Origin of the sequence: Cupriavidus sp. CuC1 (genome assembly GCF_044627735.1) — a bacterium.
GTDB lineage: Bacteria > Pseudomonadota > Gammaproteobacteria > Burkholderiales > Burkholderiaceae > Cupriavidus > Cupriavidus ulmosensis.
The window spans coordinates 1-26,253 of the sequence record NZ_JBIUHC010000141.1 but is presented as its reverse complement, the minus strand read 5'-3'; the positions used below and the strand labels follow the sequence as shown (position 1 = coordinate 26,253).

The 26,253-nt window shown below is 60.7% G+C and carries 24 protein-coding genes; 7 read left to right on the top strand and 17 right to left on the bottom strand.

Going from position 1 to position 26,253, the window contains the following annotated elements:
• Positions 1-117 precede the first annotated feature (117 nt).
• Both ACGLHR_RS39780 and ACGLHR_RS39775 read right to left on the bottom strand, forming a co-directional pair.
• Entirely contained in the window at positions 118-837 is a 720-nt protein-coding gene (locus ACGLHR_RS39780) for a GntR family transcriptional regulator (protein WP_400101078.1), read from the bottom strand.
• 228 nt (positions 838-1,065) lie between these two features.
• Positions 1,066-2,040, bottom strand: a complete 975-nt coding sequence (locus tag ACGLHR_RS39775) for a 2-dehydropantoate 2-reductase (RefSeq protein WP_400101076.1) — start codon at positions 2,038-2,040, stop codon at positions 1,066-1,068.
• A 247-nt stretch (positions 2,041-2,287) separates the two neighbouring features.
• Here ACGLHR_RS39775 and ACGLHR_RS39770 point away from each other — a divergent pair, with 247 nt between their 5' ends.
• Positions 2,288-3,913 carry a glucan biosynthesis protein gene (locus tag ACGLHR_RS39770; RefSeq protein ID WP_400101084.1) on the top strand — a complete coding sequence of 542 codons (1,626 nt, stop codon included), beginning with the start codon at positions 2,288-2,290 and terminating at the stop codon, positions 3,911-3,913.
• A gap of 171 nt (positions 3,914-4,084) precedes the next feature.
• Positions 4,085-4,777, top strand: coding sequence for a GntR family transcriptional regulator (locus ACGLHR_RS39765; RefSeq protein ID WP_318230943.1), 693 nt, complete (start codon positions 4,085-4,087; stop codon positions 4,775-4,777).
• Positions 4,778-4,812: 35 nt separating this feature from the next.
• Here ACGLHR_RS39765 and yedA read toward each other — a convergent pair whose 3' ends face one another.
• From yedA to ACGLHR_RS39750, 3 genes are all read right to left on the bottom strand, one after another.
• Positions 4,813-5,691: a drug/metabolite exporter YedA gene (gene yedA / locus ACGLHR_RS39760; RefSeq protein WP_400101082.1), complete on the bottom strand. Its 879-nt coding sequence runs from the start codon at positions 5,689-5,691 to the stop codon at positions 4,813-4,815.
• 395 nt (positions 5,692-6,086) lie between these two features.
• Positions 6,087-6,272: a hypothetical protein gene (locus ACGLHR_RS39755; RefSeq protein ID WP_318230942.1), complete on the bottom strand. Its 186-nt coding sequence runs from the start codon at positions 6,270-6,272 to the stop codon at positions 6,087-6,089.
• Positions 6,273-6,589: 317 nt separating this feature from the next.
• Positions 6,590-7,288, bottom strand: coding sequence for a TetR/AcrR family transcriptional regulator (locus ACGLHR_RS39750; RefSeq protein ID WP_400101074.1), 699 nt, complete (start codon positions 7,286-7,288; stop codon positions 6,590-6,592).
• Between the two features lie 74 nt (positions 7,289-7,362).
• On the opposite strand from ACGLHR_RS39750, the gene ACGLHR_RS39745 reads away from it, so the two are divergent.
• A complete protein-coding gene (locus ACGLHR_RS39745) occupies positions 7,363-9,519 on the top strand; it encodes an alpha/beta hydrolase fold domain-containing protein (protein ID WP_400101072.1) in 2,157 nt (718 codons plus the stop codon).
• 361 nt (positions 9,520-9,880) lie between these two features.
• Here ACGLHR_RS39745 and ACGLHR_RS39740 read toward each other — a convergent pair whose 3' ends face one another.
• A complete protein-coding gene (locus tag ACGLHR_RS39740) occupies positions 9,881-10,852 on the bottom strand; it encodes a LysR substrate-binding domain-containing protein (RefSeq protein WP_400101070.1) in 972 nt (323 codons plus the stop codon).
• A gap of 154 nt (positions 10,853-11,006) precedes the next feature.
• Here ACGLHR_RS39740 and ACGLHR_RS39735 point away from each other — a divergent pair, with 154 nt between their 5' ends.
• The gene (locus tag ACGLHR_RS39735) at positions 11,007-11,705 is read left to right on the top strand and encodes a pirin family protein (RefSeq protein WP_400101068.1); all 699 of its coding nucleotides are present in this window, start codon (positions 11,007-11,009) and stop codon (positions 11,703-11,705) included.
• A 102-nt stretch (positions 11,706-11,807) separates the two neighbouring features.
• Here the strand turns inward: ACGLHR_RS39735 and ACGLHR_RS39730 are convergent, their stop codons facing one another.
• From ACGLHR_RS39730 to ACGLHR_RS39720, 3 genes are read right to left on the bottom strand one after another with little or no spacing between them, the layout of a single operon-like run.
• Positions 11,808-12,572, bottom strand: coding sequence for an aldo/keto reductase (locus ACGLHR_RS39730; RefSeq protein ID WP_400101066.1), 765 nt, complete (start codon positions 12,570-12,572; stop codon positions 11,808-11,810).
• Complete coding sequence (locus ACGLHR_RS39725) at positions 12,562-13,617, bottom strand: glutathione S-transferase family protein (RefSeq protein ID WP_400101064.1); 1,056 nt, start codon at positions 13,615-13,617, stop codon at positions 12,562-12,564. The genes ACGLHR_RS39730 and ACGLHR_RS39725 overlap by 11 nt, the downstream gene beginning before the upstream one ends.
• Before the next feature lie 4 nt (positions 13,618-13,621).
• Positions 13,622-14,659: an Atu2307/SP_0267 family LLM class monooxygenase gene (locus ACGLHR_RS39720; RefSeq protein WP_400101062.1), complete on the bottom strand. Its 1,038-nt coding sequence runs from the start codon at positions 14,657-14,659 to the stop codon at positions 13,622-13,624.
• 397 nt (positions 14,660-15,056) lie between these two features.
• On the opposite strand from ACGLHR_RS39720, the gene ACGLHR_RS39715 reads away from it, so the two are divergent.
• Complete coding sequence (locus ACGLHR_RS39715; protein WP_400101060.1) at positions 15,057-16,028, top strand: LysR family transcriptional regulator; 972 nt, start codon at positions 15,057-15,059, stop codon at positions 16,026-16,028.
• A 62-nt stretch (positions 16,029-16,090) separates the two neighbouring features.
• Here ACGLHR_RS39715 and ACGLHR_RS39710 read toward each other — a convergent pair whose 3' ends face one another.
• From ACGLHR_RS39710 to ACGLHR_RS39680, 7 genes are read right to left on the bottom strand one after another with little or no spacing between them, the layout of a single operon-like run.
• Positions 16,091-17,281, bottom strand: coding sequence for a thiolase family protein (locus ACGLHR_RS39710; RefSeq protein ID WP_400101058.1), 1,191 nt, complete (start codon positions 17,279-17,281; stop codon positions 16,091-16,093).
• A gap of 2 nt (positions 17,282-17,283) precedes the next feature.
• Entirely contained in the window at positions 17,284-18,288 is a 1,005-nt protein-coding gene (locus ACGLHR_RS39705) for a Bug family tripartite tricarboxylate transporter substrate binding protein (RefSeq protein ID WP_400101056.1), read from the bottom strand.
• 40 nt (positions 18,289-18,328) lie between these two features.
• Entirely contained in the window at positions 18,329-19,108 is a 780-nt protein-coding gene (locus ACGLHR_RS39700) for an enoyl-CoA hydratase/isomerase family protein (protein ID WP_400101054.1), read from the bottom strand.
• Complete coding sequence (locus tag ACGLHR_RS39695) at positions 19,105-20,538, bottom strand: MmgE/PrpD family protein (protein ID WP_400101052.1); 1,434 nt, start codon at positions 20,536-20,538, stop codon at positions 19,105-19,107. Before ACGLHR_RS39695 ends, ACGLHR_RS39700 begins: the two co-directional genes overlap by 4 nt.
• Entirely contained in the window at positions 20,535-21,755 is a 1,221-nt protein-coding gene (locus tag ACGLHR_RS39690) for a CaiB/BaiF CoA transferase family protein (protein WP_400101050.1), read from the bottom strand. Before ACGLHR_RS39690 ends, ACGLHR_RS39695 begins: the two co-directional genes overlap by 4 nt.
• On the bottom strand, positions 21,752-23,014 hold the full coding sequence (locus ACGLHR_RS39685) for a CaiB/BaiF CoA transferase family protein (RefSeq protein WP_400101048.1): 1,263 nt from the start codon (positions 23,012-23,014) through the stop codon (positions 21,752-21,754). The genes ACGLHR_RS39690 and ACGLHR_RS39685 overlap by 4 nt, the downstream gene beginning before the upstream one ends.
• A 13-nt stretch (positions 23,015-23,027) precedes the next feature.
• Entirely contained in the window at positions 23,028-23,636 is a 609-nt protein-coding gene (locus tag ACGLHR_RS39680; protein ID WP_400101046.1) for a flavin reductase family protein, read from the bottom strand.
• On the opposite strand from ACGLHR_RS39680, the gene ACGLHR_RS39675 reads away from it, so the two are divergent.
• Positions 23,635-24,807: a LysR substrate-binding domain-containing protein gene (locus tag ACGLHR_RS39675; protein ID WP_400101044.1), complete on the top strand. Its 1,173-nt coding sequence runs from the start codon at positions 23,635-23,637 to the stop codon at positions 24,805-24,807. The genes ACGLHR_RS39680 and ACGLHR_RS39675 overlap by 2 nt on opposite strands.
• Before the next feature lie 12 nt (positions 24,808-24,819).
• On the opposite strand, the gene ACGLHR_RS39670 is transcribed toward ACGLHR_RS39675, so the two are convergent.
• Positions 24,820-25,698, bottom strand: coding sequence for a tripartite tricarboxylate transporter substrate binding protein (locus tag ACGLHR_RS39670; protein ID WP_400101080.1), 879 nt, complete (start codon positions 25,696-25,698; stop codon positions 24,820-24,822).
• A gap of 111 nt (positions 25,699-25,809) precedes the next feature.
• Here ACGLHR_RS39670 and ACGLHR_RS39665 point away from each other — a divergent pair, with 111 nt between their 5' ends.
• Entirely contained in the window at positions 25,810-26,244 is a 435-nt protein-coding gene (locus ACGLHR_RS39665; RefSeq protein WP_400101042.1) for a hypothetical protein, read from the top strand.
• Positions 26,245-26,253: the final 9 nt, after the last annotated feature.

The window sequence follows — 26,253 nt, the reverse complement described above, 5'->3', positions numbered from 1 at the left end:
AGTTGGACCGCCAACGTGTCCATTCCATTGTCGCGTGGCCGTGGATTATTAATTCACTATTGAATTAGAAACGGAATCAGACTGCTGTGAATCCTCAACCTTCAATCTCCTCAACCTTCAATCCAGGAAGTCGCAGTTCTTCTCGACATAGTCAGCAAGGTCCAGCGAATGCTGGCGCACCAGCTTCTCGGCCAGCTCGGTGTCGCGTTTTTCCAGCGCCTCGATGATGCGCAGGTGATCGACGATGGAGCGCGACGCGCGATCGCTTTGCGAGATCGTCATCTTCCGGATCGCGCGCACATGGACAAAGATGTTCTTGATCGAATCCATGATGACCTGCGAGTTCGACAACTGCACGATCGCCTGGTGGAACGCGATGTTCGCGTCAGAGTATTCCTCGATATGCTCGGCCGGCGTGGCATCGCGGAAGCTGTCGAACATATGGCGCAGCTGCGCGATTTCGTCGTCGCTGGCGTTGAGCGTGGCCAGGCGCGCGGCCATGCTCTCCAGCGCGGCCCACACCTGGATCATCTCAACAATCTCGCGCTTGGTCTTGCGCATGATGTAGATGCCGCGGCGCGGCACCGTGCGCAGGAAACCCTCCTGCTCCAGCAGCGTCATGGCTTCGCGGATGGGCGTGCGGCTCACGCCGAGCGCCTCGCTCAGGACCCGCTCGTCCAGCCGGATTTCCTCGGTCGACTGATAGATGTCGGCGTCGGCAATAGCCTGGCGCAGCATGGCGTACGCCTGGTCGCGCAGGCTGGCGCCGGCGTTGATGGGTTGGAGAGACAGGGTCAGTCCAGCAGGCTGGACCGCGGATTGAGTTTGCGCAGACATGAGTGGGCTCTTGTTGAAACCAGCGCCGCGGCGAACGGGACAGTCGCCTGCGGCTTCCCGCTTAGCTTACCAAAAGCAGCCATTGCATGAGCTGAATGCATAGCAAAATGCACAATTGATATAAATCGGCTGCCAGGGTAACGGTTTTGCGTATATGGTATATCACATGGTGCGCCGCCGTAACCGGCCGGCGCCACCATTTCCTCCCAGCCGGCCCGGCACCCGCGCTCAAGCCGCCTGCGCCATCCGTTCACGCTGCTTGATCAGGCCCAGCACCGCATCCACCATTGGCGTGGGCTGCTCCACCAGCCGGCCCATTTCCTGCACCACCGTCAGCAGGGGGTCGATCTCCATGGCCCGCCCTGCCTCGAGGTCCTGCAGCATGGAGGTCTTGTGCGCCCCCACCCCGCCGGCACCGTCGATGCGACGCTCCACATCCACGCGGAAACGCACGCCAAAGCGCTCCGCGATCGCCTGCGCTTCCAGCATCATCGCGCGCGACAGCCCGCGGGTGGCCGGATCGGCGGTGATGATATCCAGCGTGGCATGCGTGAGCGCGCTGATTGGGTTGAAGCACAGGTTGCCCCACAGCTTGAGCCAGATCTCGTCGCGGATATTGTCGCGGATGGGCGCCTCCAGGCCCCCGGCCACCATCATTTCGCTCAGGTGGCTCACGCGCGCCGACTTGCTGCCGTCGGGCTCGCCCAGCGGGAATTTCTTGCCGTAGACATGGCGGATCACGCCGGGCTCGACGATCTCGGCGGCGGGATAGAGCACGCAGCCGATCGCCCGCTCTGGTCCCAGGCCGCGCCACTGGCGCCCGCCCGGGTCGACGCTTTCCAGCGTGCTGCCCGCGAGCGGGCCGCCGTGCTGGTGGAAGTACCAGTACGGAATGCCGTTGACGCCTGTCACCACTGCCGTCGTGGGACCAAGCAAAGGCTGCATCAGGTCCACCACGCCCGGCACGGAGTGGGCTTTAAGCGTGATGAAGACGTAGTCCTGCGGCCCCAGCGTGGCCGGGTCGTCGGTGCAATTGACCTTGGCTACCCGCTCCTCGCCCTCGCTCAACAGCCGCAGGCCGTTGGCGCGCATGGCGGCAAGATGGGGGCCACGTGCGACCAGGCTGACCTCGGCGCCCGCCAGTGCCAGCTGGACGCCGAGATAGCCGCCGATCGCGCCGGCGCCATAGATACACACTTTCATGATGTCGTCTCCCGGTGGTTTTATGCGTACATGCATTGATATATCCCATACTATATTCCACTGAGAAGGAGTACAACCTCAATCTGCCGCCTGCCTAGACTTACGGCATGCCCTATCCAACGCTCCCAAATGAAGAACTGCCCCTTTAGGCCCTTTCCCCGATCGTTTTACGAACTTTCCGATTCTGGCCGCGTCTTTTATGATCTGCCCACTGAGCGCCATCGCGCCAAGGACCTCCTTGCCCTTGATGATGAATCGCCGCACCCTGCTCGTTTCCGCCACTGCCTCCGCCGCCCTGGCGGCCCTCGGCATCACGCCCACAGTGCTGGCTGCCGGCAGGATCAAGCTGAGCGACGCGCGCCCCTTCAGTTTCGATGCCCTGATCGAACGCGCCCGCGGCATAGCGGGCAAGCCTTACGTGCCCCCCGCCACGGCACCCGCCGATATGCTGAACAAGATCGACTACGAAGCCCACGGCAAGATCGGCTTCAAGACCGATGAGGCGCTGTTCGCCGACGGGCCCGGCCAGTTTCCGGTGACGTTCTTCCACCTGGGCAACTTCTTCCGCCAGCCGGTACGCATGCATGTCATCGACAGCGCCAAGGGAATGCCGGTGGCGCGCGAGATCGTGTATGACGGCTCGTACTTCGACATGCCCACCGACAGCCCGGCGCGCAAGCTGCCGCGTGGCAGCGGCTTTGCCGGCTTTCGCTTCCAGGAGAGCCGCCTGGGCGACCAGAAGAAGCTGGACTGGAAGAAGAACGACTGGGTGGCATTCCTGGGCGCCTCGTATTTCCGCACGATCGGCGAGCTCTACCAGTACGGCTTGTCCGCGCGCGGCATTGCCATCGACGTGGCCGAGGCCGGCCGCCCGGAGGAGTTTCCGAACTTCACGCATTTCTACTTCGAGACGCCCACGGGAAACAGCGGCGGCGATGCCGTCACCGTCTATGCCCTGCTCGACGGCCCCAGCGTGGCTGGCGCGTACCGCTTCGTCATGCAGCGCGGCAAGGGCGTGCTGATGGATATCGACTGCGCCTTGTTCCTGCGCAAGGACGTAGCCCGCCTGGGACTCGCGCCGTTGACGTCGATGTGCTGGTTCACCGAAGCCAGCAAAGGCAACGCCGTCGACTGGCGCCCCGAGGTGCACGATTCCGATGGCCTGGCCATCTGGAACGGGGCCGGCGAGCATATCTGGCGCCCGCTCAACAACCCGCCGCGCACCACGGCCTCCAGCTTCGGCGATGACAATCCGCGCGGCTTCGGCCTGCTGCAGCGCGACCGCAACTTCGATCACTATCAGGATGGCGTGCACTACGAACGGCGGCCCAGCCTGTGGGTCGAGCCGCGCGACGGCTGGGGCGCCGGCGCGGTGCAGCTCATCGAGATTCCCACCGACGACGAAATCCACGACAACATCGTTGCCATGTGGGTGCCAAAGGCGCCAGCCAAGGCCGGCAGCGATTTCCGCCTGCGCTACCGGCTGCACTGGCTGGCCGACGAGCCTTATCCAAGCCCGCTGGCGCGTTGCGTCGCCACCCGGCTGGGCAACGGCGGGCAACCCGGACAGCCGCGACCGCAGGGCGTGCGCAAATTCATGGTGGAATTCAAGGGCGGCCCGCTGGAGAAGCTGCCTTTCGGCACCAAACCCGAAGCCGTGCTGACCGCCGCGCGCGGGAGCTTCTCTTATGTGTTTACCGAACCCGTGCCCAATGGCGTGGCCGGGCACTGGCGCGCCCAGTTCGACCTCACGACGGAAGGCAAGGACCCGGTCGACCTGCGCCTGTTCCTGCGCCTTGACGGCAAGCCGCTGTCGGAAACCTGGCTTTACCAGTACCACCCGTTCAACTCGCCGAGCGGTTCTGGTGCGTAGGACCGGATACCCGGCAGGCAGCAGGCGTCACCTCGATTGCGCTTTGCGCCGCCGGTAACCGGCATTGCGCCGGCGTGATGTTGCCGGGCCTGGAGCGGGTATCATGGCGACGCAGGTCAACGCACAACCATGCGCAACAACGAACAACTACAACGGGATCCCACCCGCCCAATGATTTCCGCAGATCCAGCCGGCGCGGCCGGCACCGGTCCCGACGCCTCACTGCCCCGTGCCGAGCGGGCCTACCAGCACCTGCGCAACGCGATCCAGGCAGGGCAACTGCCCTCCGGCACCCGCCTGCGCGAAGTGGAACTCGCCGCCTCGCTGGGGCTGTCGCGCACGCCGGTGCGCGAAGCGTTGTCGCGGCTGGAATCCGAAGGCCTGGTCGTCAACGAGCCCAACCGGGGCATGATGGTGACCCAGCTCGACGCCAGCATGGTGAGCGAGCTCTATGTCATGCGCGAGGTGCTGGAAGGCACCGCCGCCGCGCTCGCCGCGCGCCACGCCACCGATGTGGAAATCTCGCTGCTGCGCGATATCGTCCAGCGCGACCTGGCCATCGCCGACCAGCCCGACAAGCTCGCCGCCAACAACCGGCTCTTCCACGAAACGCTGCACCGCTGCGCGCACAACCGCTACCTGCTCAAGACCTTGCGCTCGCTGCACGAGTCGATGGCGCTGCTGGGCCGCACCACGCTGGCGCTGCCGGGACGCGCCCGGGTCTCCTATGAAGAGCACATCGCACTGGTGGAAGCCCTGGAGCAACGCGATCCCGCGCTGGCCGAGCAAATCACGCGCCGGCACATCCAGCAAGCGTACAAGGCGCGGCTATCGATGTGGATCGAGGAACAGTCCGAGTCCTGAATCCGGAGTCCTGACAAGCGGGCGGCAACCTTCACTCAGGTCGCCGCAACCGCCCGCGCCCCGTGCCACGTACCCAGGCTAAGCACCGCCAGCGCCCCCAGGATCAACGCCACCGCGCCGAATGTCTGCGGCGCGATCTGCTCGCTGCCCAGCCACGCGCCCACTGCCAGCGCCACCGGCGGGTTCACGTAGACATAGCTCGAGGAAACCGTCGGCGAGACGTTTGCCACCAGGTACATATAGGCGGAAAACGCCACCAGCGACCCAGCCACCACCAGGTAGACCCAGGCCCACCACGCCTGGCTGCTGACCGTCCGCGGCCAGGGCTCGCCGAACACAACGGACAATGTCAGCAAGATCGCCCCGCCCAGCAACATCTCCGCGGCAAACGCCACCGCGCCTTGCGGCAAATCCAGCCGCCGCGCGATCTGCGAGCCAAACGACCAGCTGCCGATGGCCACCAGCAAGGCCATGACGCCGGTAGCACTAGCGCGAAACTCCACGCCGCCGGTCAGCACCAGGATGCCCGCGCTGCCCAGTGCAATGGCCAGCACCTCGTACCAGCGCGGCCGCGCGCCGAAGCGGATTCCCCAGAACAAGCCAAAGATCGGCATCGCACCGATCATCACGGTGGTCGCCCCGGAAGAAATGGTCTGCTCCGCCACCGCCGTCAGCCCCATCCCGCCAACCAGCAGGAATGCGGCCAGCACCCCGCAATTGCGCAGCTGGCGCAGCGTCGGCATGGCCGCGCCGCGATAGCGCAGCCACAGCGCCAGCAACAAGCCGGCGCAAAGAAAGCGCGAGCCCATCATCAGGAACGGCGGAAAGCTCTCCAGCGTGAAGCGGATGGCCAGATAAGTCGTGCCCCAGACCAGGTACGTAATCAGCAGGCAGAGCAGCAAGCGGGGGGAGATGGTGGGCACGGGAAGACCGGGAGGAAGCACGGGGGGCCTCAACCATAGCGTCATCCGACGCGAGCGCAAAAGGAAAATGACTCGCAAGGCTTGTGAAGCGATCTCACAAAGGCGCACTGCGGATGCAGGTGCCCATAAAAAAACCGGCCAAAAAGCGCTGCGCTCCTTGGAGCGACGCGTTGGCCGGTCTTGCCGCGCGAGAGAGATTCGCGCCGGTTTGACGTAGTGCCCGCCTGCCCGCCCTCGCCAGGACGGATGCGCTAGCGCATCGCCGCGATGGGCAGCATGAAAGCCGTCAAACCAAAACTACATACATCAACAACAAACAACAACAGTCAACTACAGCACACTACAGCAGCATTCACTCTTGATTCTTGATGTCGGTGCTCGGGCGATCAGCCGTTTGCGAAGACGATCTTTGCCTTGCGTGCCTGGTTCTGAAGGCGGCTCAGCACGGATTGCACGGCGGCGATGGCGCTCTTCACGTCGTCGACGAAGGCCGGGCTGCGGGGACCAAGTTCGCGTTCGATCAGTTCGCGTTCGAGTTGGTCGGTCATCTTGATGTCGGATTGGGTGTTCATGGCTTTCTTCCTTTCAGGGATAACCCTCATCGGGTTTTCCCTACTATAGCAAAGAAAAATGGCGCATCGCAGCATTAGGTGATACTACGTACCCAGCAGAACAACGAATGCTGAGAAGGCAAACCATAAGATGTCGCAATTGACACTTCATGCCTAACAGAGATGCCTAACAGAGAATTGCGACGCTCCATGCCTTATGCTGGCAGATAAAGGGTATATCAAGTCACTTTATTGATTACCCAATCAATCTCGCGGCACCCGAATCGTCGTGGCACGTCCGGCTGCTGCCGACCCGCACGTGCATTGCGCCAGCCCTTCTACTTCGGTGGGGACGTTTGCGCGCTGCTTGCAGGTGACGGCGCAAGCAGCTCGAGCGTCGACGCGGAAGGCGCCGCCTCCAACATAGCCTGCAGCGTGTCCAGTACATTGGATACGCTATAAGCCGGCTCCCAGAATCGATTGGCAATCTGCAAGTCCATGGCGGCCTCCCACGCCGCCCAGGCTGCGCTGCCATACATGCCAACCAGCGAGAGGCGCTGATGCAAGATCGTGGGCGGGATATGGGGCAGCAGTTCCCCAAGGTGCGCCAGGCAGCGCCGATAACCCTTGTTCCACGTGTCGCCTACCGCCTCCCGGAGTAGGTCGCGATCGGTCAATTGCACACTCGCGATCATGCGAATGTAGGTGTACTGCCCCGTCTGCTGGCCAAGTTCGAGCAGGGGGTACGCCAGCGCCTCGATCAAACCTCGTATCGACAGCGTTTGTGTCGCCTCCATCTGGTCAAGCATCGCCTGGCGCCGGGCATCGATGAGCTGAGCGCCGTCGAGCACCAACTCCTTGAGCAGGTCGCGCCTGGATCCGAAGTGATAGTGCAACGCGGCGTTGTTCCGCTGGCCCGCAGCCGACACGATCTCTTGCACTGTCACGCCGTCAAACCCGCGCAGGGCAAACAGCCGCTGTGCCGCCTGCTTGAGCCGAGCCCGCGTCTCCAAACCGTCAACTCGCAGGGTTTTCACTGATGTCATCTCTAGTTAAGCGATATATATTAATTAAAACATCTAACTTACTTATGGGCAAGGAGCGTATCAACATGCGAGTGATCATTGTAGGCGCGGGCATCGGAGGACTTTGTGCGGCGCTGGCGCTGCGGCACCACGGCATAGACGCGGTAGTTCTCGAGCAAGCGGAAAAATTGACGGAGGTAGGCGCCGGCATACAAATAGCAAGCAATGGCGCACTTCTGTTGCGTGAACTGGGCGTTGAGGCAGACCTCGCTGCCGTTGCCACTCAGCCCGATGCATTTGACTACCGCGATCTGGTCACTGGCCGCCGACTGTATTTCGCGCCGCTCGGCCCGGAAGCAGCCAAGCGCTATGGTGCGCCGATGTACAACGTTCATCGTGCCGACCTGATTGACATGCTCGCGCGTGGGTTGCCTGCGAGTGCTATCCGACTCGGTGCCAAGGTAGCCTGGATTGGCCAGACCGCCGATCGGGCGTGGGTGGATCTTGTCGGCGGGGAGCGGGTCGAGGCTGACGTTGTGGTGGGTGCCGATGGCATTCACTCGGCTGTGCGTGCGGCGCTTCGGGGGCCGGAAAAGACTCAGTTCGCCAACATTCTGATGTGGCGCGCGTTGATCCCAGCCCACAAGCTTGCAGGCTTGCCGCTTCCCGTGCGAGGCAACAACTGGTTCGGCCCGGGACGCACCATGATCTCGTATTGGGTGCGCCCGGACCTTTACAGCATTCTCGCATCCGTGCCGTCGGGGGAAGTGCATCGCGAAAGCTGGAGCACCAGCGGCGACGTTGAGGAGCTACGACGCTCATTCCAGGGAGCCGAGCCGACGGTTACCGCATTGCTTGATCAAGTGGAGACCAGCTTTATCACGGCAATGTATTACCGGGATCCGATTGAGCGGTGGAGCACCGGGCGCATCACGCTGCTTGGCGACGCGGCTCATGCCATGGTGCCATTCCTCGCGCAGGGCGCATGCCAATCCATCGAAGACGCCTGGACCCTGGCGGTCACGTTGGCAAGGCAGAGCAATGCGAGTATCGCCGAACGATTGCTCGAGTACGAACGCCGCCGGCAACCACGTACCACACGCGTACAGGCCGGTGCCCGCGCCATTGTGAAAATGGTGCATGAATCCGATCCTGAGCGTATGCGCGTACGAAATGGTCGCTGGAAAGGGATGGCTCGTATCGATCCCCTTGCCGAGACCTCCTGGGCCTTTGTATGGGGACACGACGAACGCCTGGCAGCTCAGCAAACTCCCGACGAAGTGGTGGGCATCGCCAATGCCCGAGAGGGCAAGCGCATGCAGCGGCCCGAGAGCCAGCAGGCATTCGACATCTGGAAAAGTACATTCACGCCAGAAGACGTGGCTCGCGGCCACGATGGCATGCGCGAGGCTTACGACCGCATGCTGCTGAGCCACTTCCCGGTGCCGCGCGACGTGTCCATAGAGAAAGTCGAACTCCACGGCGTGCAGGCTCTCAGAGTCGACGCCGCTGAAGCTTCAACGGATAACCCCGTCGTGCTGCATTTTCATGGCGGCGCCTATGTGCTCGGTTCGGCGCGCAGTTCGCTGGAATATGCGCATCGGCTTTCCGCTGCAGTCGGCGGGGCCTGCTACACGGTCGAATACCGGCTGGCCCCTGAGCATCCCTATCCTGCCGCCGTCGACGATGCCCTGGACGCCTACCGTGGTCTTCTCGCTACCGGAGTCCCTTCTCGACAGATCATCCTCAGTGGCGAGTCGTCGGGCGGTGGACTGGCGCTGGCCCTGGCCATCGCGATCCGCAGTGCTGGCTTGCCAGCGCCTGCCGGCATCTTCGCGGTCTGTCCTTTTGCCGACCTGACGTTGAGCGATCCGACTGTCCAGGCCCGCTCCGGAGACGACCCGGCAGCGCACCGGGACTCGTTGAGCCTGCTTGGCGCGTCCTATTTCCAGGGGCACGAGCCGACTGATCCGCTCGTATCCCCGCTGTATGGGGACCTCCGCTGCCTTCCTCCACTGTTCCTTGCTGCCACGGAGGGCGAGGTACTCCAAAGCGATACCACGCGATTGGCTGACAAGGCGCGGGCCAGTGGGGTAGACACGACGCTACGCGTAGTCGAGGATTCGGTGCACGTCTTCACGCTATTCCCGTTCTTGCCCGAGGCCCAGCGGACATTGGCTGAATTTGCCGATTGGAGTCGCGAGCGCGTCGGCTGCTCAGCACAGTCTTTGACGCCAGCGTAAAGGACCGCCTCCTTCGACGTTCAAGTCCAGCGCAATTGGCCAGCGCAATTGGCCAGCGACAAACGCGCTGGCAATCAACGCCAGTGAATCAAAGGCTATGGCTCAAGCGAGGACAGGCGCTCTGTGATTTTGCTTAGACAGGCCCCATACGCCTCGCTCTTCGAACGTCGACCCGATGCGCTTCGAACACGCCGTAGCGCAAAAAAAAGCAAGTGCCTGGAAAGACGCGCGCCCCGGGAGAGATGCCACCTGGACGCGTGTCTTGACTTCAATATTCAGGCAGATGCCTCAGACTTACTTACCAACGCTAGCAAGTACACTCCACACAGATGCACGCATCGCCGAGATGGGTCAGGCCCACTCACTGGGCGGGGCGCGCCTTTTCAGCGAAGCATGCAGCAAGGAAGTCGAGCAGCTCCCTGATCGCAGGCACCATTCCCCTTCTCGACGGGAATACGGCATGTACTACACCGTCCTGTGCTCCCCAATCGGGCAGTAACCGGACAAGCCCCCCATTCGCAATATCTTCGGAAATCAGCATTTCGGGCAGTAACGCAACGCCCACTCCAGCCAGCGCTGCCAGGCGGAGGGTATAGAGATCGTCGGTCTTCAGCCGGGGCGCGTGCATCAACTCGGCTCGCCTGTCGGCGGCATCGCGGAACCGCCATACGTGCCAGTCCCCGGCACTGGCCATCGCGAGCGTTGGCATCCGGCCAACGTCATCAAGTGACTGAGGTTCCCCTAGCGCCTGAACAAGGTTTGGGCTAGCCGCCAGAACCATCCCCGAAGGACAAAGTGTCCGCATTGCAAGATCGGAGTCCTCCAGCGGTGGAACTCGCACCCGGATCGCGATGTCCACCCCTTCCTCAATGACATCCACCCGGCGATTGGTCGCATCCAGGGCGAGCTGGACTTGTGGCCACGCCTCCAGGTATCGGTTCAGCATTTCCGCGACTCCGCTCTGTAGCACACCTGTCGGGCAGCTTACCCGCACCAATCCCCGAGGTGAGGCTAATGTCCGGGTGATCGCGTCCCTCGCCGCCTGCGCCTCCGCGATTAGCGCAACGCAGTGCCCATGGAACGTCCTGCCAGCCTCAGTCAGCGACAGACTTCGCGTTGTCCGGTTCAGTAACCGAACCCCCAATTCCGCTTCGAGCGCCCCGATACGCCGGCTCAGCTTTGAAGTTTGAAGTCCCAAGGCTTCAGCCGCCGCGGTATAGCTACCGCATTCGACAACCTTCGCAAAGAAATACAAGTTGTTCAGGTCACTGACGGGCGCCACGGCGTGCCTCAATAGCTGCTTGTTGATTGTTCTATTGTAGGCAAAGATCATTTCTATCCTGGCACCTTTTTCAGCTTTTGCGCCCAGGGATAACCTACCAATATCGATCGCCTGTTGATTTACGCATTCGAGAGGACAGACAGGCCCCGATGTCTTCTCGCACTGAACTTCTTTTTAGCTATGTAACCAGCGTACAGGAGCCATCATGCTGCAGCTTCGACCGTGGCCATCCCTTGATGGAGCGAATCTGGATTGGCTGAAGGCAAAGCACCACTTTGCCGTGAGTGCCGAAGGCAATCCCCAACATACCGCGCTTGGGGACTTGGTTGTGTGGAACGACGATGAGATCGCACCCGGAACCGGCTTCCCGATGCACGGCCACCGCGACATGGAAATCGTCACCTATGTCAGGGAGGGCGTACTTGAGCATCAAGACACCTTGGGCAGCCGTGGACAGATCACCGCGGGCAACGTGCAGGCCTTCAGCGCGGGTAGAGGGATACGCCATTCGGAATACAACCCCGGCAACTCGCCGCTACGGCTCTTCCAGATCTGGATACGGTCAACGCAGCGCGGGATCGAGCCTAAGTGGGCATCCAAGCCATTTCCAAAGGCAGAACGGGCAGGCCGACTTGTACCATTGGCTAGTGGATTCCCTGACGATGGCGAGGCGGTGCCCATCAATGCAAATGCTCGCGTGCTAGGCGCCCTGTTGCAGGCCGGGCAAACCATCGCCTACACGATATCGCGGACAAGGTATGCGTATCTTGTCGTTGCGAAAGGTGCCGTCAGAGTAAACGGCATGCACGTCGAGGAGCGCGATGGAATTGCCATCTCGGAGGAGGAGAACATCGAGATCACCGCCACCCAGGATTGCGAATTCATTCTTGTCGATGCAGGTTAAATTCAACTATTTCATAAAAGAGGATTTACCATGGGAACCGTAGAAAGTCTCATCGAGCCATCGTCGCACCAGGCACAATGACCCGTATCTTTCCCAACGATGTTAATCCCAGAGAGGTGCCAGGCCAGGCGGGTCGACTATACGACTGCGTGGTTGGACCAGGGCAAAGATTGCCGCCATCTCATCCGGCGACAGTTCGAAATCAAAAACTGCGGCGTTCTCGCCAAGCCGATCGATTCTGGTAGTGCGAGACAATGCAATCACGCCATCCTGTTGAACCAACCAGCGAAGTACGATCTGCGAGACCCCTCGTTGGTGACGAACGGCAATCTCCTTGAGCACCGGGTCGGTAAAGACACGACCTACGGCCATCCCGCAATAGGCGGTGACCGCAAGACCCGCGTCGCGTGTAGCCGTAACCAGAACACGCTGATCGAGATAAGGATGGTATTCGAACTGGTTGGTGACGAGCGGCTTCTCGGAAAGCGCGATGGCCTGTGCCATCAGTGCCCGGTTGTAATTGCTGACCCCGATATGCCGGACTTTCCCGACACGCACCAGCTCGCTCAGCGCTCCAAGCTGGTCGGCAAGCGGAACGTCCTGGCTTGGCCAGTGCAACAACAACAGATCAATGTAGTCGGTACGAAGATTGCGAAGGCTGTCATCGACCGACGGTCCGAACAGGCGCGGAGCGTAGTTGCCGACCCAAACCTTGGTAGTAATAAACACTTCCGACCGCGGCAAGCCGGATTGGGCGATTCCCTGCCCGACGTCAGCTTCGTTGGCATACATTTGCGCGGTATCAATATGCCGGAAGCCCGCCTGCAAGGCAGAGGCGACGATGCCGGAAAGCTCTTCACCGCGCATACCATAAGTACCCACCCCGAGGGATGGAACACTGGCGCCACTTGCGGAAACTGTCTGCATATACGCTCCGATTAAAGACGACGGGACCGATCGGTTCATCGAAATCGCGCTTCGGGCCGGCCGGAATGATGCCATTGGGATTGAGCCAGGGATGGCTGGTGTAGTAGTGGCCCTTGATATGCGAGAAGTCGATGGTTGGTCGAATCCTGGGATGCTGCGCCAGGCGACGCGTGTACTCCCACAAGCGCGGATAGTCAACCAACGCCTTCATATTGCATTTGAAGTGCCCGAAATAGACAGCATCGAAGCGAATCAAGGTCGGAAACAAGCGTATGTCGGCTTCCGTCAGAGATTCGCTGACGAGATACGTGCTGCCAGTCAGACGCTCTTCCAACCAGTCCAGAGTGGCGAAGACCTGGCGCACCGCTGCATCATAGGCAGCCTGCGTGGATGCGAAGCCGGCGCGATAGACGCCATTACTGAGGTTCTCATAGACGCGTTCGTTGATGACATCGATCTCGCGACGATGCGCCAGGGGATAGTAATCGCCGACGGACGCCCCGAGCCCATCGAAGGCGCTGTTGAACATTCGAATGATATCGGCGGATTCATTGGATACGATCGTGTGTTCCGCCTTGTCCCAGAGAATCGGCACGGTAACTCGTGAGGTGCACGTCGAATCAGCGATGGTGTAAAGCTCATGGAGCTTGTTGGCACCATTCACTGCGTCTTCGACCACGCCCGCGCCTGCCTCGAAGGTCCAACCATCCTCGCCCATTCTCCAGTGGACAACCGACAGCCCGACAACATCCTCAAGTCCCTTCAGGCTTCGCATGATCAAAGTGCGATGAGCCCAAGGGCATGCAAGTGAGACGTACAGGTGATAACGGCTCGCCGCTGCCCTGAAACCCCGGCCCCCGTCAACAGGCTGGCCGTCCTGCGTCACCCTACCGCGAAATACAGAGGGCTTTCGCTGGATCGTACCATCTACCATCGACGTTTCAATGCCTGTGCGGTACCACTTTCCGCCAATCAACTCGCCCATATCATCACCCCTTACATGCGTCGCGTACGAGTGGCGCGACTTCCGTGCCAAGCAGCTGAATCGACTGCCGCATGGCCGAAGGATTCTGCGATGCAGCACTCATCTGGAACGTCATGCGCGAAATCCCGCCCAGCGTTTCGCTGACCTGAAGAACTCTGGCTGACACCTCTTTGGGATCTCCGATCAGGAACGCTCCCTCGGGGCCGCACATGGCCTCAAACTGCGCTCGCGTCACGGGGGACCAACCACGCTCGCGTCCGATCTCGCTGAACATGTAAGCCCATCCTGGAAAGAATGCGTCCTTGGCCGCTGCGGTGGTCTCGCCGACAAATCCGATGGCATGAACCCCGACTTTCAGGGCCTGCGGTGGATGACCCGCTCGGGCGCCGGCCTGGCGGTAGAGATCCACAAGGGGCCGGAAGCGATCGAAGCTCCCCCCAATGATGGCAACCATGAGAGGAAGACCGAGTGCGCCAGCGCGAACGAAGGACTGAGGTGTTCCCCCCACGCCAACCCATAGTGGCATCCGTGCTTGCACTGGTCGTGGATACACCCCTTGGCCGCCAAGCGACGCGCGGAATCGGCCGGACCATGTCGGATGCGTCTGCTCGCGCAGCGCGAGAAGCAGCTCCAGCTTCTCGCTGAAGAGCTCGTCATAGTCTTGCAGCCGCAAACCAAAGAGAGGATAGGCTTCGACGAACGATCCTCGGCCAACGACGAGCTCCGCTCGCCCATTCGAGATGAGGTCAACCGTAGCGAACTCCTGGAAGAGGCGCACCGGATCGGCGGCACTCAGTACCGTTACCGCGCTCGTCAGCCGGATATTCCTGGTCCGTGCGGCCGCTGCAGCGAGTATGACGGCCGGGGCAGCATCAAGAAACTCCTTTCGATGGTGCTCGCCAATACCAAAAATATCCAGCCCGGCTCGATCGGCTATCTCGACCTCGTCGATAAGCGCCGACATGCGGTCCTGGGGCGATGACCAGCCGCCTGAGCCGGACTCCGGGAGAACGGCTGCAAAACTGTCAATTCCAATCTCCATCCCGTTCACCTACTGTGATTGTCCAGCGACGACAAGAGTCCACTCCGAGCCAGCGAACGCCACGCACTCAGTGCGCAAAGCGCTTCCTTCACACCCTCATCGGTAAAGGCCACATCCAGACAGGGCATCTTCGTCAGGCCGTACGCGTGCGCAAGCGATGCGCGTCCAGGCTGAGTTTGGTAGCGCCAAATGCCACGATCTGCATCAGCCCCCCCGATATGCAACAGTTTCATGGAGAGCCTCACGTAGGTTCGTGCCCTTGCATACGGGAACTTCCACGCAAGGAACTGGGTTCATTCGAACCCTTGCGCACAATTTCTCACGCTTGACACCCCCTGAATAGACGTTATATTTTGATACTACCCATCTCCATTCCAGATGGTTCACAAGTTTCCATATGCTTGACGGTGTGTCCTTGGATCAACTCCGGGCGTTCATCGCAACAGTCGATGAAGGTAGCTTTTCGGCTGCGGCAAGGAAGCTGCGCCGGGCCCAGTCCATGGTCAGCAGCCTGGTCGCCGATCTGGAAGGTCAGATCGGCGTGGCGTTGTTTGACCGCAGCCGCAGATACCCCAAGCTAACCGCAGAAGGAACGGTGTTACTCGCTGACGCACGCAGCGTCGTGGCAGGGATTAACGGCATGAAAGCCCGCGCCAAGGGAATGTCCAAAGGTCTCGAGCCCGAGCTCTCTGTTGTTGTTGACGTATTCTTCCCGATCCAGGCCATCACCGACGTGGCCAAGGCGTTCAGGGAGCGCTTTCCGGAGGTGCCACTGCGACTTTACGTCGAGGCACTGGGCGGTGCATACCAGCCAGTTCTTGACGGCCGGGCATCAGTAGGAGTGGTCGGCTCCCTTCCTTCCCTGCCATCGACCCTGGCGTCCGAACGACTGACCAGCGTCGCCTTCCTCATGGTGGCCGCGCAGAACCACCCACTAGCTGCAATTCATGGCCCGATAGCAAAGGAGGCACTGGCGCGTTATACCCAGCTCGTGTTGACCGACCGATCAGACCTCTCGGGCGGACTAGAGTTTGGTGTCTTCTCGGGCCTGACCTGGCGACTGGCGGATCTGTTCACCAAGCATGCATTCCTGCTCAACGATCTCGGATGGGGGGGTATGCCTCTACACACCATCCGGGACGACATCAATGCTGGCCGTCTGGTTGGGCGGCAGATTGATGAGGTGCCGCGAGGCGGGCTCAGCCTGCAGATGTCGGCTGTCTATCCCATGGCATCGCCACCTGGTCCCGCAGGTCGCTGGTTCATAGAGCGCCTGCGCGCATGTCCGTCGCAAGAACCTGTTTCATCGGTCCGCCCTATCGTTGCGGGAGCCGCACGGCAATCGGTACGAAGAGGTCATCTCAAGTGAGCACCGCATGAACACACCAGGGGCTCCCTGGGGTTGCGATACTGACGGATGTCCGTTACCTCTCAGGCCGAAAGAATCGTGACCGCCGCAGTTGCCGAATCGGCACCGATCTGGCCACCCGAGCACTCCGCCAATGCGAGCTTCGCGCCCTCCCGTTGCCGGCCCTCGGCGGTACCGCGAAGCTGCATCGTGAGTTCAATGATCTGCGCAATGCCTGTGGCCCCCACTGGATGGCCTCGACTTAGCAGCCCGCCCCCAGGGTTGACTGGTAGCCTTCCGCCAATGGATGTGACACCCTGGCGAACGAGATCTATGCCGTGATTTCGGGAAGCAAATCCCAAGTGCTCATAGAGCATAATCTCTGCCGGCGCTGACGCATCGTGAACTTCAGCAACATGAATGTCCTGTGGGCCAACACCCGCATTGGCGTACGCTCCCTCAGCGGCCCGGACCGCGCAGATCGGGGCAGCCCCGTCGCCATTGGCCGAGACCAGCGTCGAGGCGCGTACGTACACCGGCCGAAGACCCAACCTTTTTGCCATCGATTCGCTCATGAGGATTGCAGCTGCAGCCCCGTCGGCAATCGGCGAGCACATGGGCAGAGTCAGGGGCTCGCTGATCATGCGGCTACCGAGCACTTCCTCCACCGTCGTTTCCCGACGGAACTGCGCCCACGGATTGAGGCTCGCCCCATGCCGGCTCTTGACCGTCACCAATGCGAAGTCCTCTGGCGTCGCTCCACTCGCAGCCATGTACTTGCGGCTCTTGCCGGCGTATATATCCATGAAGATCGAGTGATCATTTGCCGCTGCGCGCATCATTTCGTTGCGCTCCCCCACATCTACGCCGGAAGCGTAGGCGCCAAAGGTAACAGCCTTCTCCACGTGCGTCAGTTTCTCCGCTCCGATCGCAAGCGCAACGTCGACTTGCTCCGAAGCGACTGAGAGCCACGCCAGGTGAAACGCTGACGATCCTGAGGCGCAAGCATTGTCCACGTTAAAAATCGGCCTGCCCATCACTGGTGTGTGGCGCAAGGCAACCTGGCCACGAATAGTCTCCTGCCCTGTGATCAGTCCAGACAACGCGTTGGCAAAGTAGGTGATGCCAATCTGCCCGTAGTCGATACCTGCATCCTCGACGGCGAGTTTCAGTGCCTCTTCGGCAAGGGAACGGACGCTGCGATCCAGGAATTTACCAAACGCAGTTTGGCCGATACCGACCACCACCACGTTCCTCATCTTCGACTGACGCATATTCACTCCATCGGTTTGATGTTGGCGACCTTGACTAGCTCAGCCATGGTGTGCAGCTCTTCGCCAATTAATTTATCGAACTCTTGAGGCGACATGGGTCGAGGCTCCGTGCCAAGTGCTTCAAGCCGTGCTTTCGCCGCAGGCGTGGTCACTACACGCCTGATGGCATCGTTAAGCCGGTCGACGATGAGATTGGGTGTCCTGGCCGGCGCAAATACGCCAATCCAGGACGCGTAGGCCGCCGAGGGGAAGCCAGCCTCCGCCATCGATGGCACCGAGGGGAACGCGGCCGACCGCGTGGCGCTCCCAACCGCCAGCGCTTGCAAGCGTCCCTCCTTGATCAGCGACCCTACGGTAGGGGCCGGGGCAAAGGTCCAGTCAAGACGACCAGCCATCGTCTCAGTCAACGCTTCGCCAGTACCGCGAGACGGCACATGAAGGACGCTGATTCCACTTGCCGCCGCAAACTTCGCACCGTTCAGATGGGCTCCCGATCCAATGCCCCCAGAGCCATAGTTGAGCCCTCCAGGCTGGGCCTTCGCACGCACGACCACGTCCCTCACATCCTTGAAGCCCTTTGCCGGAGACGCGACCATGACGAACAGAGAAGTCCCTACATATGCAACACCACGAATGTCCTTTTGCGTCTTATAGGCCAAATGAGGGAAGAAGGCTGGGTTCACGACATGAGCCGACGACTGCACCAGCAGCGTATAGCCGTCCGGCTCCGCCTGCACGAGCGCCCCGGCAGCAATAGATCCCCCGGCACCTGGCTTGTTCTCCACGATGACCGTCGCATCCAGCAAACGAGACAGCTCCGGGGCGATAACTCGCGCCACGACGTCGGTGGCACTGCCCGCAGTGAAGGCAACCATCAACTTGATAGGGCGACCCTTGGGCCACGCAATGCCTTGTGCAACTGCCGTTTGGCCTTCAGCCGTCGCAACGAGAGCGAGAATGAGACATAGCGCAGAACGCCGCGCAGCCGATCGGGTGAGCTTGCTCACGGGTGTCTCCTGGTAAGTTGTACTAACGGGGAACTTCCACTCAAGCCCCCTTGAACGTTGGGCGCCGTCTTTCTTGAAACGCCTTGCGTCCCTCGATGCGATCCTGGGTGTCGCGCAATACGCCAAGAACGAACTGTTCCGACCTGATTGCGGCCGCCAGGGGCATGTCCATGCCGTCGCGAACCAGGCGCTTTACGGCACGCACCGCAAGCGGCGCATTGTCCGCGATTCGTCTGGCGATTTGCAGGGCCGCCCCCATCAGTTCCGCCGGTTCGACCACCCGGCTCACCAGCCCGATGCGCAACGCGGTCTGCGCGTCGATGCTGTCGCCGGTAAGCATCAACAGCATCGCGTCCGAACGGCCAATCATTCTGGGAAGGCGCTGCGTGCCGCCAGCGGCCGGGATGCTGCCGACGCGAACCTCGGACTGTCCGAACTGCGCATTCGACGCCGCAATGCGGATATCGCTAGCGAGCGCCAGTTCCATCCCTCCAGCCAGCGCATACCCATTCACAGCGCAGATGACGGGCTTGTCGATGTCCAACCCGGAGAACGGGTAGTCTGGCTGGCACCGGCCGAACGTGAGTTCGGCAAAGCTTTCCTTCGGGGGCATCGTCTTCTTGAGGTCGGACCCCGTACAAAACGCGCGATTCCCGGCGCCCGTCAGGATAACGGCCCGGACGTTGCTGTCCCGCTCCGCGCGTTGAAAGGCCTCGTTCAGTTCGACCAGGCTATCCGGGTCCAGCGAATTCATGGCCTCGGGCCGATTCAGCGTAATCGTCGCGACTCCATCTGAAAGATCAAACAAGACTGTCATCATTGCTCCTTGTGCATATATACGCTGGAAGATCGGTCTGCTCCAGGCCGCTCCACGGCGTCAAGCAGACCGCTCACGGTAAAGCGCTCCATATCCAGCGCGACCTCCAACAAAGAAGCCGGCTTTACCGTGCTGCCGCCAAACGCAATGCAGTCAGCCAATTTGCGCGACAACTCTTCGTTCGTCAAAGGAAGCTGCGACGCGCCACGCAGCGCATCGATATGCCTTTGCAGGGCCGTGCCGTCTTTGAGGGTGATGCTCACCGAGGCCCATCGCGGAACCATGGCACACGCAGATTCGCGCGCTTCTATTCGAGGCAGGAACGCTTGAATCGCAGGCCGTTGCACAGCTTCATCGGTGAAGCTGGCAAGCCCGACCTGGCCGTCCGCAACTGCGGCTGCAATCCCGTATTGCATACTGAACTTCGCCTCGGTACCTGTCTTGGGGTAGTGGCGGATCAGTGGAACCAACGCACCGCCACTCGTTTCGACGGCAATGTGAACAACGTTGCTCAGCGTGATGGCGTGCTCGCGCTTGAGATCAAGTATGCCGTCCAGTGGCCGATGCAGTGCATAGCAAGCGGGGTACTTCTTGATCTCGATGCCACTGCTTATCAGTTCCAGCGGATACTGGCCAAGGGTCTCAAGTTCGTCTGTGAGACCGTTCCCGCCCGAATACATGGACATAAACCCCGCTGGCCCATCGAGGGCTGCCGGCGAGGCCGTAAATCCTGCTTCGGAGAGCAACACAGAGCGCAGCGCAGCGGCTCCGCACTGGCCTGCCTGGAACGGCTTCGCATCCGTACCGAAGTTCTCCCTGGTCCCCGCCGTTTGCGCTACAGCCAGGCCAATGGCGTTCACAATCCGTACTTCGTCCAGCTCCAGAAGATAGGCGCAAGCCACGGCCGCCGCCACGGTGCCGATTGACGAAGTCATATGCCAACCGCGCGCATAGTGCTCGTGTGCCATCGCCCGCCCCAGCTTGCACAACACTTCGAAGCCCACTGTGTATGCCGCTGCAAGGCGCAGGCCCGTGACGCCCCGGACTTCGCCCAAAGCAATCAGCGCAGGGAGCAATGCCACGCTAGGATGGCCACTCATCGGCGAGGATGCATCGTCATAGTCGAGGGCGTGCCCCGCCACGCCGTTGTGCAATGCGGCCAGTTCTACTGTCGTTGCGCGGCCGCGTCCCCATAGCCGTGCCAGCCCCCTACTGGCCCGGTATCGCGTTTCGTCGAGAGCAGGCTGCACCGTCGCGATGTACTGGAACACGTGCTGCGCCGGTTGCTCGTTCAATCCGGCGAGGGCAACCGCATAAGTGTCCGCCAGCGCGCGGGCACATTGCTGAACGTGCATCTCGGTCAGGTGTGTCGGTTTAAACCCGACCGCAAAGGCCGCGATTCTTTGGCTCGCACTAAGTTGGAGCGCGGTCATGTCAGCGCCCCGACACAGCGTAATGTCTCAATTTCCACGCTACTCAGACTCAGGATCTCGCGGCATACATCGTCCGTGTGCTCTCCGAGCAGTGGCGCAGCCGAAACCGGCGTCGCACCGCTTTGCGACATCCGGAAGGGCGGCGCGTTGTAGATGGCGCTCCCCATCTCCGCATGGTCGAGGTAGACCCAGTGCCCGCGGTATTGAAGCTGTGGGTCGGAGCACACAATGTCCGCCGCATTTCTAACAACACCAGCGGCCACACCGACCGACTGAAGCGAATCCATCAGCGCCTGCGCGTCCCAGCTTCGCGTTTCGATGGCAATGGCGGCGTCGATCTCAGTACACCGCGCCACCCTGCCATCCTGCCTCGACAAGGCTGGCTCCCTCAGCCAGGCGGGTCCACCCAGGACGCCAAGTAACGCACCCCACATTGCATCGCTGTGTACGGCAATGGCGATCCAACTGTCCTCACCCGCGCATGGAAACACGCCGTGAGGGAACGCGGGCAGACGTTGATTTCCACTTCGTGTGCTCAGTTCGCCGTTGACCGCATGGTGAACGACTGCAGGACCAAGCAGGGCGACGGTCGGCTCCGTCTGGGCCACGTCGATAAACTGTCCCTCACCAGTACGTCGCCGATGACGCAACGCTGCAAGCGTTGCGAACGCCGCATGGCACGGGTTCGGTATATGGTCTGGATAGTTCGTTCCCGTACCGGCAGGCTCGCGGTCCGGCAATCCGGAAAGAAATTGCAGCCCGGTTAGCGCCCCGATAGTGAGGCCGTAGCCAAGGTATCTGTGATGCGGCCCCGTGGCGCCTTGCATCGACATGGCAAGATAGACGATATCCGCCTTGATTTGCCGTACCGCGTCATAGCAAAGCCCGAACTTCTCCATCGTTCCGGGAGTGAAGTTGTTGGCGACCACATCGCTCGTAGCTATCAACTGACGGGCGAGCTCCTGCCCTTTGTCGTGCTTCAAGTTCAGTGTGATGCTGCGTTTGCTGGTGTTGCGATCGGCAAAGTAGCCGCTGCGATTCACGCCGGACACACCGTCCTTGAATGGACGACTCAGCCGCAACGAGTCGAGACGCTCGCGGCTCTCAATCTTGATCACATCCGCACCGAAGTCAGCTAGCAGCTTCGTGGTGAACGAGCCGGCTCCAATCCAGGTGAAATCGGCAACGCGAATGCCCTTAAGTGGAAGGTTCGTCAATTCGTCACTCCCGACTTGAGTAAGGCCGCCTGCGCGGCGATGTCATAGCCAAGCACGCTCAGAATTTCACTGGTGTGCTCCCCCAGCCGTGGTGAGGGCCGCGATATGCCCCACGGAGTGGAACCTAGTACGTACGGAGCCCCCGGCACTGTCAGCGGCTTCCCAGTGTGGCTGTGTGCTACGGAGACAAAGTAATTTCGATACGCAAGCTGGCGGTTCTCCATCAGATCGCGTGGCGTATTGATTGGACAGATTGGGATGCGACGCGACTGGCCCTCAGAGTAGAGGTACTCCTTGGTACGCGCGCGGGCGAAGGGCGCGAACAATTCCGCGAAGATCTGTTTCGCCTCATCGCTCGCCTGATAATCGGGATTGTCCCATTTCTTCGCCAGCATCTGCTCCGCTTCCGATACTCCCTCCTCCATGAGCCATCTGACATTAGCCACCCGGAACTGATTGGGAACGATCCCTCCAGCCATCAGGTACACCTGCCCGTCTGCACAGTCGAACACCCCCGCCCCTGCCCACCTTTGCTGCCCCGCTTCGCGCCTTCGGACAGTACCCTCCAGGTCATAAAACTGGATTGCGTTCTCCATGCCCATCACGACGCACTCCTGAATCGAAACATCGATGTGACGCCCTTGCGTCTCGAGTCCCTCGGCCTCCGCCGCCCATACTCCCATCATCGCTGCGACGGCTGCGAACTGCGCAGCAGCCAGGTAAGCCTGGTTGCCATGTGCTGCGATTGGCGATGTCTCGGGATAACCGCCGAGATAGAGCATTCCGCCAAGTGCGAGCGCGACGATATCTTCAGACTCGTACTGTGAGTACGGTCCATCCTGCCCGAACGGGGTAATGCTCGCCATCACCAGTCGTGGCGAGATTGCAGTCAGCGAGACGTAGTCGAGACCCCTGCGTGCCATGACGCCAGGCTTCTCCGACTCAATCAATACATCCGTTTCGCTCACGAGCTTCCGGAAGATCTCTTGCCCCTCGGCTAGGTCCAGATCGATGCTGATGGAGCGCTTTCCCGAGTTGAAGTAGGCAAACGGAATACTGCGTTCCGGATGTGGCTGATTGTCAATGAATGGACCATCCCTTCTTACAGAAGAGCCCCCGACTGGCTCCACCAGGATCACTTCGGCCCCAAGATCAGCGAACATCTTTCCGCAGTACTGCCCGCTCGGGCCCGACATGTCAAGGACCCGCACCCCGTCCAGCGCGCGAGGTACTCGATGACCGGGCACTCCCGATGCCATTTGTGCGCCTCCTTCAGACATCGAGTACTTCCCCAGTCTTGCAGTAGCTCCGCCCCGCGATGCGGCCCAGCGGGTTGAGCTGCTGATGATCGACCCGGTGTCCCGAAACGACTCCTGATGCGCAGTGGACAACGACCACTTCACCTACCAGGAGCTTGGTTCGGGACGTTTCATCGCCAAAGTCCAGCGCCCTGTGAAGGCGGCATTCGAACTGCAGGAGTGATTCGCTGACGCGTGCAGGAGCCACGTGCGTTGAAGGGAGAGTGTGAAGACCAACGACATCGATTTCGCTGACGTCAGGCGGATGCGGGATGGCGCATTCCTGCACTTGTCGCGCCATGGACTCAGACACGCTGTTGATCACGTATTCGCCCGACGCGAGGATATTGCGCACGGTGTCTTTGTACCCGGCAGCCCCCTCGTGGACCACGATGCCCAGCAATGATGGCGTCACGGAAATGACGACGAACTGACTAAATGGTGCCGCGTTGAGAACGCCGTCGGCGCTAAGCGAAGTGACCAGCGCGATAGGACGCGGAACCACGGCGCCCATGAGGAACTTGTAGCGGCTTTCCTCGCTGAACGTCGAAATGTCCAGTGCTTCGTAATCTGAGTAGTGCATGTCGCGGAACGTTCACAAAGATGGTGTCAGCAGAATTGCTGGCTCTTGGCAATTATTGATTCCAGTGTCGGCCAACACAAACGATATGTTCTTCGCTCTGTTTAGTTTTTCTACTCACTCCATCTTTTTCACCGGTTTATACAATGGGCGTTCGATGCCATATTTAAGCCGCCCGCTAACATGGCTTCCAGATCCAATGAACCCGCTCTCGATGCTACGATATGGTGTATGTTTAGATTTCCTGAACTGGCGGGAATACATCGTGAAGAACAGAGCAAAGTTGCCGCTTACCGCACTACGTGCCTTTGAAGTCGCTGCGCGGCTACGCAGCATCAAGCAGGCCTGCATTGAATTGAATCTCACGCCCGGCGCCATCAGCCAACAGGTCAGAGCACTTGAAGACCGTGTTGGTGTGCAACTCTTTGACCGCACGAGTGGTCGTTACGATCTGACGGCTATAGGGGAGCAACTGCTGTCACGGCTGACGCATTGCTTTGACGACATGGAAGCGGCAATGCAGGAAGTTGTCGCGCATGCCGAACCGAATCGCTTGCGGCTCAAGCTCGCACCAACATTTGCGGCTCGGTGGTTCGCGCCACGGATGGTGAGCTTTCTCTCCAGTAACCGTGGCGTAGACCTCGAGGTCACAACTATCGCAAGTAGCGCGGAGATTGGTTTCGAACAATGCGACTTTCTCGTGCAGTTCGGGGGGGCATCATGGCCTGACTTTGATTCAGTCCTGCTATTTCGTGACGAACTTGTCCCCGTATGCAGCCCAAAGATTGCCCGAACGCTGCGCAAGCCGGAGGACTTGCGTAAGCAAACATTGCTTCACTCGTCATTTCGAGAGAAGAACTGGGCGCAGTGGCTGGAGTCAGCTGGCATGGACACCCGCCTGGCGGCGACCGGGCCACGGTTTCAGAATGGGCTCCTCGCCTGTGAAGCAGCGGCCAGCGGCAGCGGCGTGGCAGTGATGCAACTGGCCTATGTAGAAGCGGACATAGCGCAAGGGCGCTTGGTGGCGCCGTTCGATCATCATGCCGTGTCAGAGAACGGCTACTACATGACCAGTTCGAAGCATCGTCGTACTGAGCGCAAGATTCAGGATTTCAGGAATTGGATATTAACCGTGCTCCCAGGGGCACCCCAGTCCAGGACGGCCCTCCCTTAGGAGGGCACCAGATCAGTCGATGCGAGCTCCGGTAGCCCTGACAATCTTGGCCCATTTCTCAAGGTCCGCATGCATGAGCGTACGCATCTGCACCGGCGTGCTGCCCCACGGCTCAATGCCCTGTTCGGCCCATTTCTCGCGTAGCTCTTTGTTGCCCAACACCTTCACAGTTGCCTCGTGGAGCTTGCTGATGACCTCCTTCGGTGTGCCAGCCGGCGCAAGCAAGCCGTACCAGGCAACAGCCTCATACCCGGGCAGCGTTTCTGCAATGGTTGGAAGCCCCGGCGCCAATGGCGAGCGTTTCGCGCTTGACACACCCAGCGCCCGCAGTTGTCCGGACTTGATGAATGGCGTCAGGCTCGGCAAACTCGCGAACATCAACTGCACTCTTCCTCCGGCGACGTCCGAGTAGCCGGCAGCCACGCTCTTGTAGGGTATATGGACGAGTTCAATGCCGGCTGCTGCTTCCACCATGACGGTGAAGAGATGATTTGGCGTCCCGTTTCCTGCCGACGCATAGCGAATGCTGCTGGGCTGTTTCTTCGCCAACGCTATAAGCTCCCCAATCGATTTCACGGGCAGTGATGGGCCTGCCGCGAGCACGTATGGGCTTGTGGCGACAACGCTAATAGGCTCGAATCCATTGACGGGATCGAACGGCAGCTTCTTATAGAGCGCAGGATTGATCGTAAGGGTGCTTCCGAGCGTCAACAGGAGCGTAGACCCATCGCTAGGTGCCTTAGACACGAAGTCCGAACTCAGATTTCCACCTGCCCCGGACCGGTTGTCGATAATGACTGGTTGACCAACTTGGGCACTGAGCAGTTGCGCGAAGACGCGCGCGAGGTTGTCGACCGCTCCCCCAGGTGCAGTTGGAAGAACGAGTGTGATTGGCTTACTTGGATAGGGGTTAGCAAGCGCCGCGCAACTGGCGAATACCCCCCCGTGCCAATATGACGTGCGTCACCTATCCCTGATAGATTAGTGAGCAACGAGGTAGGTATGACCGTCAACAATTCATCCAAGGCAACGATGGCCGCCGTCAGAAATGTGTCCGATCCGGGCGCAACGCAAGGAGCCCGTAGGGCGACTGAAGAGGCGCCCGGATCGGCGACGCTGGTGTCAGCGTCTGGCACCGATTCAGAGGTCGTTGCCCGCGCTCGACGCAGGCAATTTTCCAACGCCGACAAGCGCCGCATACTGGAGGCGGCTGACCGCTGCACCAAGCCCGGAGAGATCGGCGCGCTGATGCGCCGTGAAGGCGTGTACTCGTCATCCTTGAGCACGTGGCGGCGCCAGCGCGAGGCTGCCGAACTGGCTGCCCTTGCCCCACAAAAGCGAGGACCCAAATTCGACGAGAATCGGGCCGTGGGGTTGCCCCGTTTCATCGGACAGATTTGCATTGGAATTTTATGTCAATGGGTTTTCTCCTTGTGATGGGGCGGT

Excerpts from the sequence above, each read along its gene's own strand:
- ACGLHR_RS39765 (WP_318230943.1), top strand. The coding sequence starts at position 4,085 with ATGATTTCCGCAGATCCAGCCGGCGCGGCCGGCACCGGTCCCGACGCC.
- ACGLHR_RS39675 (WP_400101044.1), top strand. The coding sequence starts at position 23,635 with ATGTCGCGGAACGTTCACAAAGATGGTGTCAGCAGAATTGCTGGCTCT.
- ACGLHR_RS39685 (WP_400101048.1), bottom strand. The coding sequence starts at position 23,014 with ATGGCATCGGGAGTGCCCGGTCATCGAGTACCTCGCGCGCTGGACGGG.
- ACGLHR_RS39770 (WP_400101084.1), top strand. The coding sequence starts at position 2,288 with ATGATGAATCGCCGCACCCTGCTCGTTTCCGCCACTGCCTCCGCCGCC.
- ACGLHR_RS39715 (WP_400101060.1), top strand. The coding sequence starts at position 15,057 with ATGCTTGACGGTGTGTCCTTGGATCAACTCCGGGCGTTCATCGCAACA.
- ACGLHR_RS39710 (WP_400101058.1), bottom strand. The coding sequence starts at position 17,281 with ATGCGTCAGTCGAAGATGAGGAACGTGGTGGTGGTCGGTATCGGCCAA.
- ACGLHR_RS39775 (WP_400101076.1), bottom strand. The coding sequence starts at position 2,040 with ATGAAAGTGTGTATCTATGGCGCCGGCGCGATCGGCGGCTATCTCGGC.
- ACGLHR_RS39755 (WP_318230942.1), bottom strand. The coding sequence starts at position 6,272 with ATGAACACCCAATCCGACATCAAGATGACCGACCAACTCGAACGCGAA.
- ACGLHR_RS39665 (WP_400101042.1), top strand. The coding sequence starts at position 25,810 with ATGACCGTCAACAATTCATCCAAGGCAACGATGGCCGCCGTCAGAAAT.
- ACGLHR_RS39780 (WP_400101078.1), bottom strand. The coding sequence starts at position 837 with ATGTCTGCGCAAACTCAATCCGCGGTCCAGCCTGCTGGACTGACCCTG.
- ACGLHR_RS39680 (WP_400101046.1), bottom strand. The coding sequence starts at position 23,636 with ATGCACTACTCAGATTACGAAGCACTGGACATTTCGACGTTCAGCGAG.
- ACGLHR_RS39700 (WP_400101054.1), bottom strand. The coding sequence starts at position 19,108 with ATGATGACAGTCTTGTTTGATCTTTCAGATGGAGTCGCGACGATTACG.
- ACGLHR_RS39695 (WP_400101052.1), bottom strand. The coding sequence starts at position 20,538 with ATGACCGCGCTCCAACTTAGTGCGAGCCAAAGAATCGCGGCCTTTGCG.
- ACGLHR_RS39740 (WP_400101070.1), bottom strand. The coding sequence starts at position 10,852 with ATGATCTTTGCCTACAATAGAACAATCAACAAGCAGCTATTGAGGCAC.
- ACGLHR_RS39745 (WP_400101072.1), top strand. The coding sequence starts at position 7,363 with ATGCGAGTGATCATTGTAGGCGCGGGCATCGGAGGACTTTGTGCGGCG.
- ACGLHR_RS39730 (WP_400101066.1), bottom strand. The coding sequence starts at position 12,572 with ATGCGCGGTGAAGAGCTTTCCGGCATCGTCGCCTCTGCCTTGCAGGCG.
- ACGLHR_RS39725 (WP_400101064.1), bottom strand. The coding sequence starts at position 13,617 with ATGGGCGAGTTGATTGGCGGAAAGTGGTACCGCACAGGCATTGAAACG.
- ACGLHR_RS39720 (WP_400101062.1), bottom strand. The coding sequence starts at position 14,659 with ATGGAGATTGGAATTGACAGTTTTGCAGCCGTTCTCCCGGAGTCCGGC.
- ACGLHR_RS39735 (WP_400101068.1), top strand. The coding sequence starts at position 11,007 with ATGCTGCAGCTTCGACCGTGGCCATCCCTTGATGGAGCGAATCTGGAT.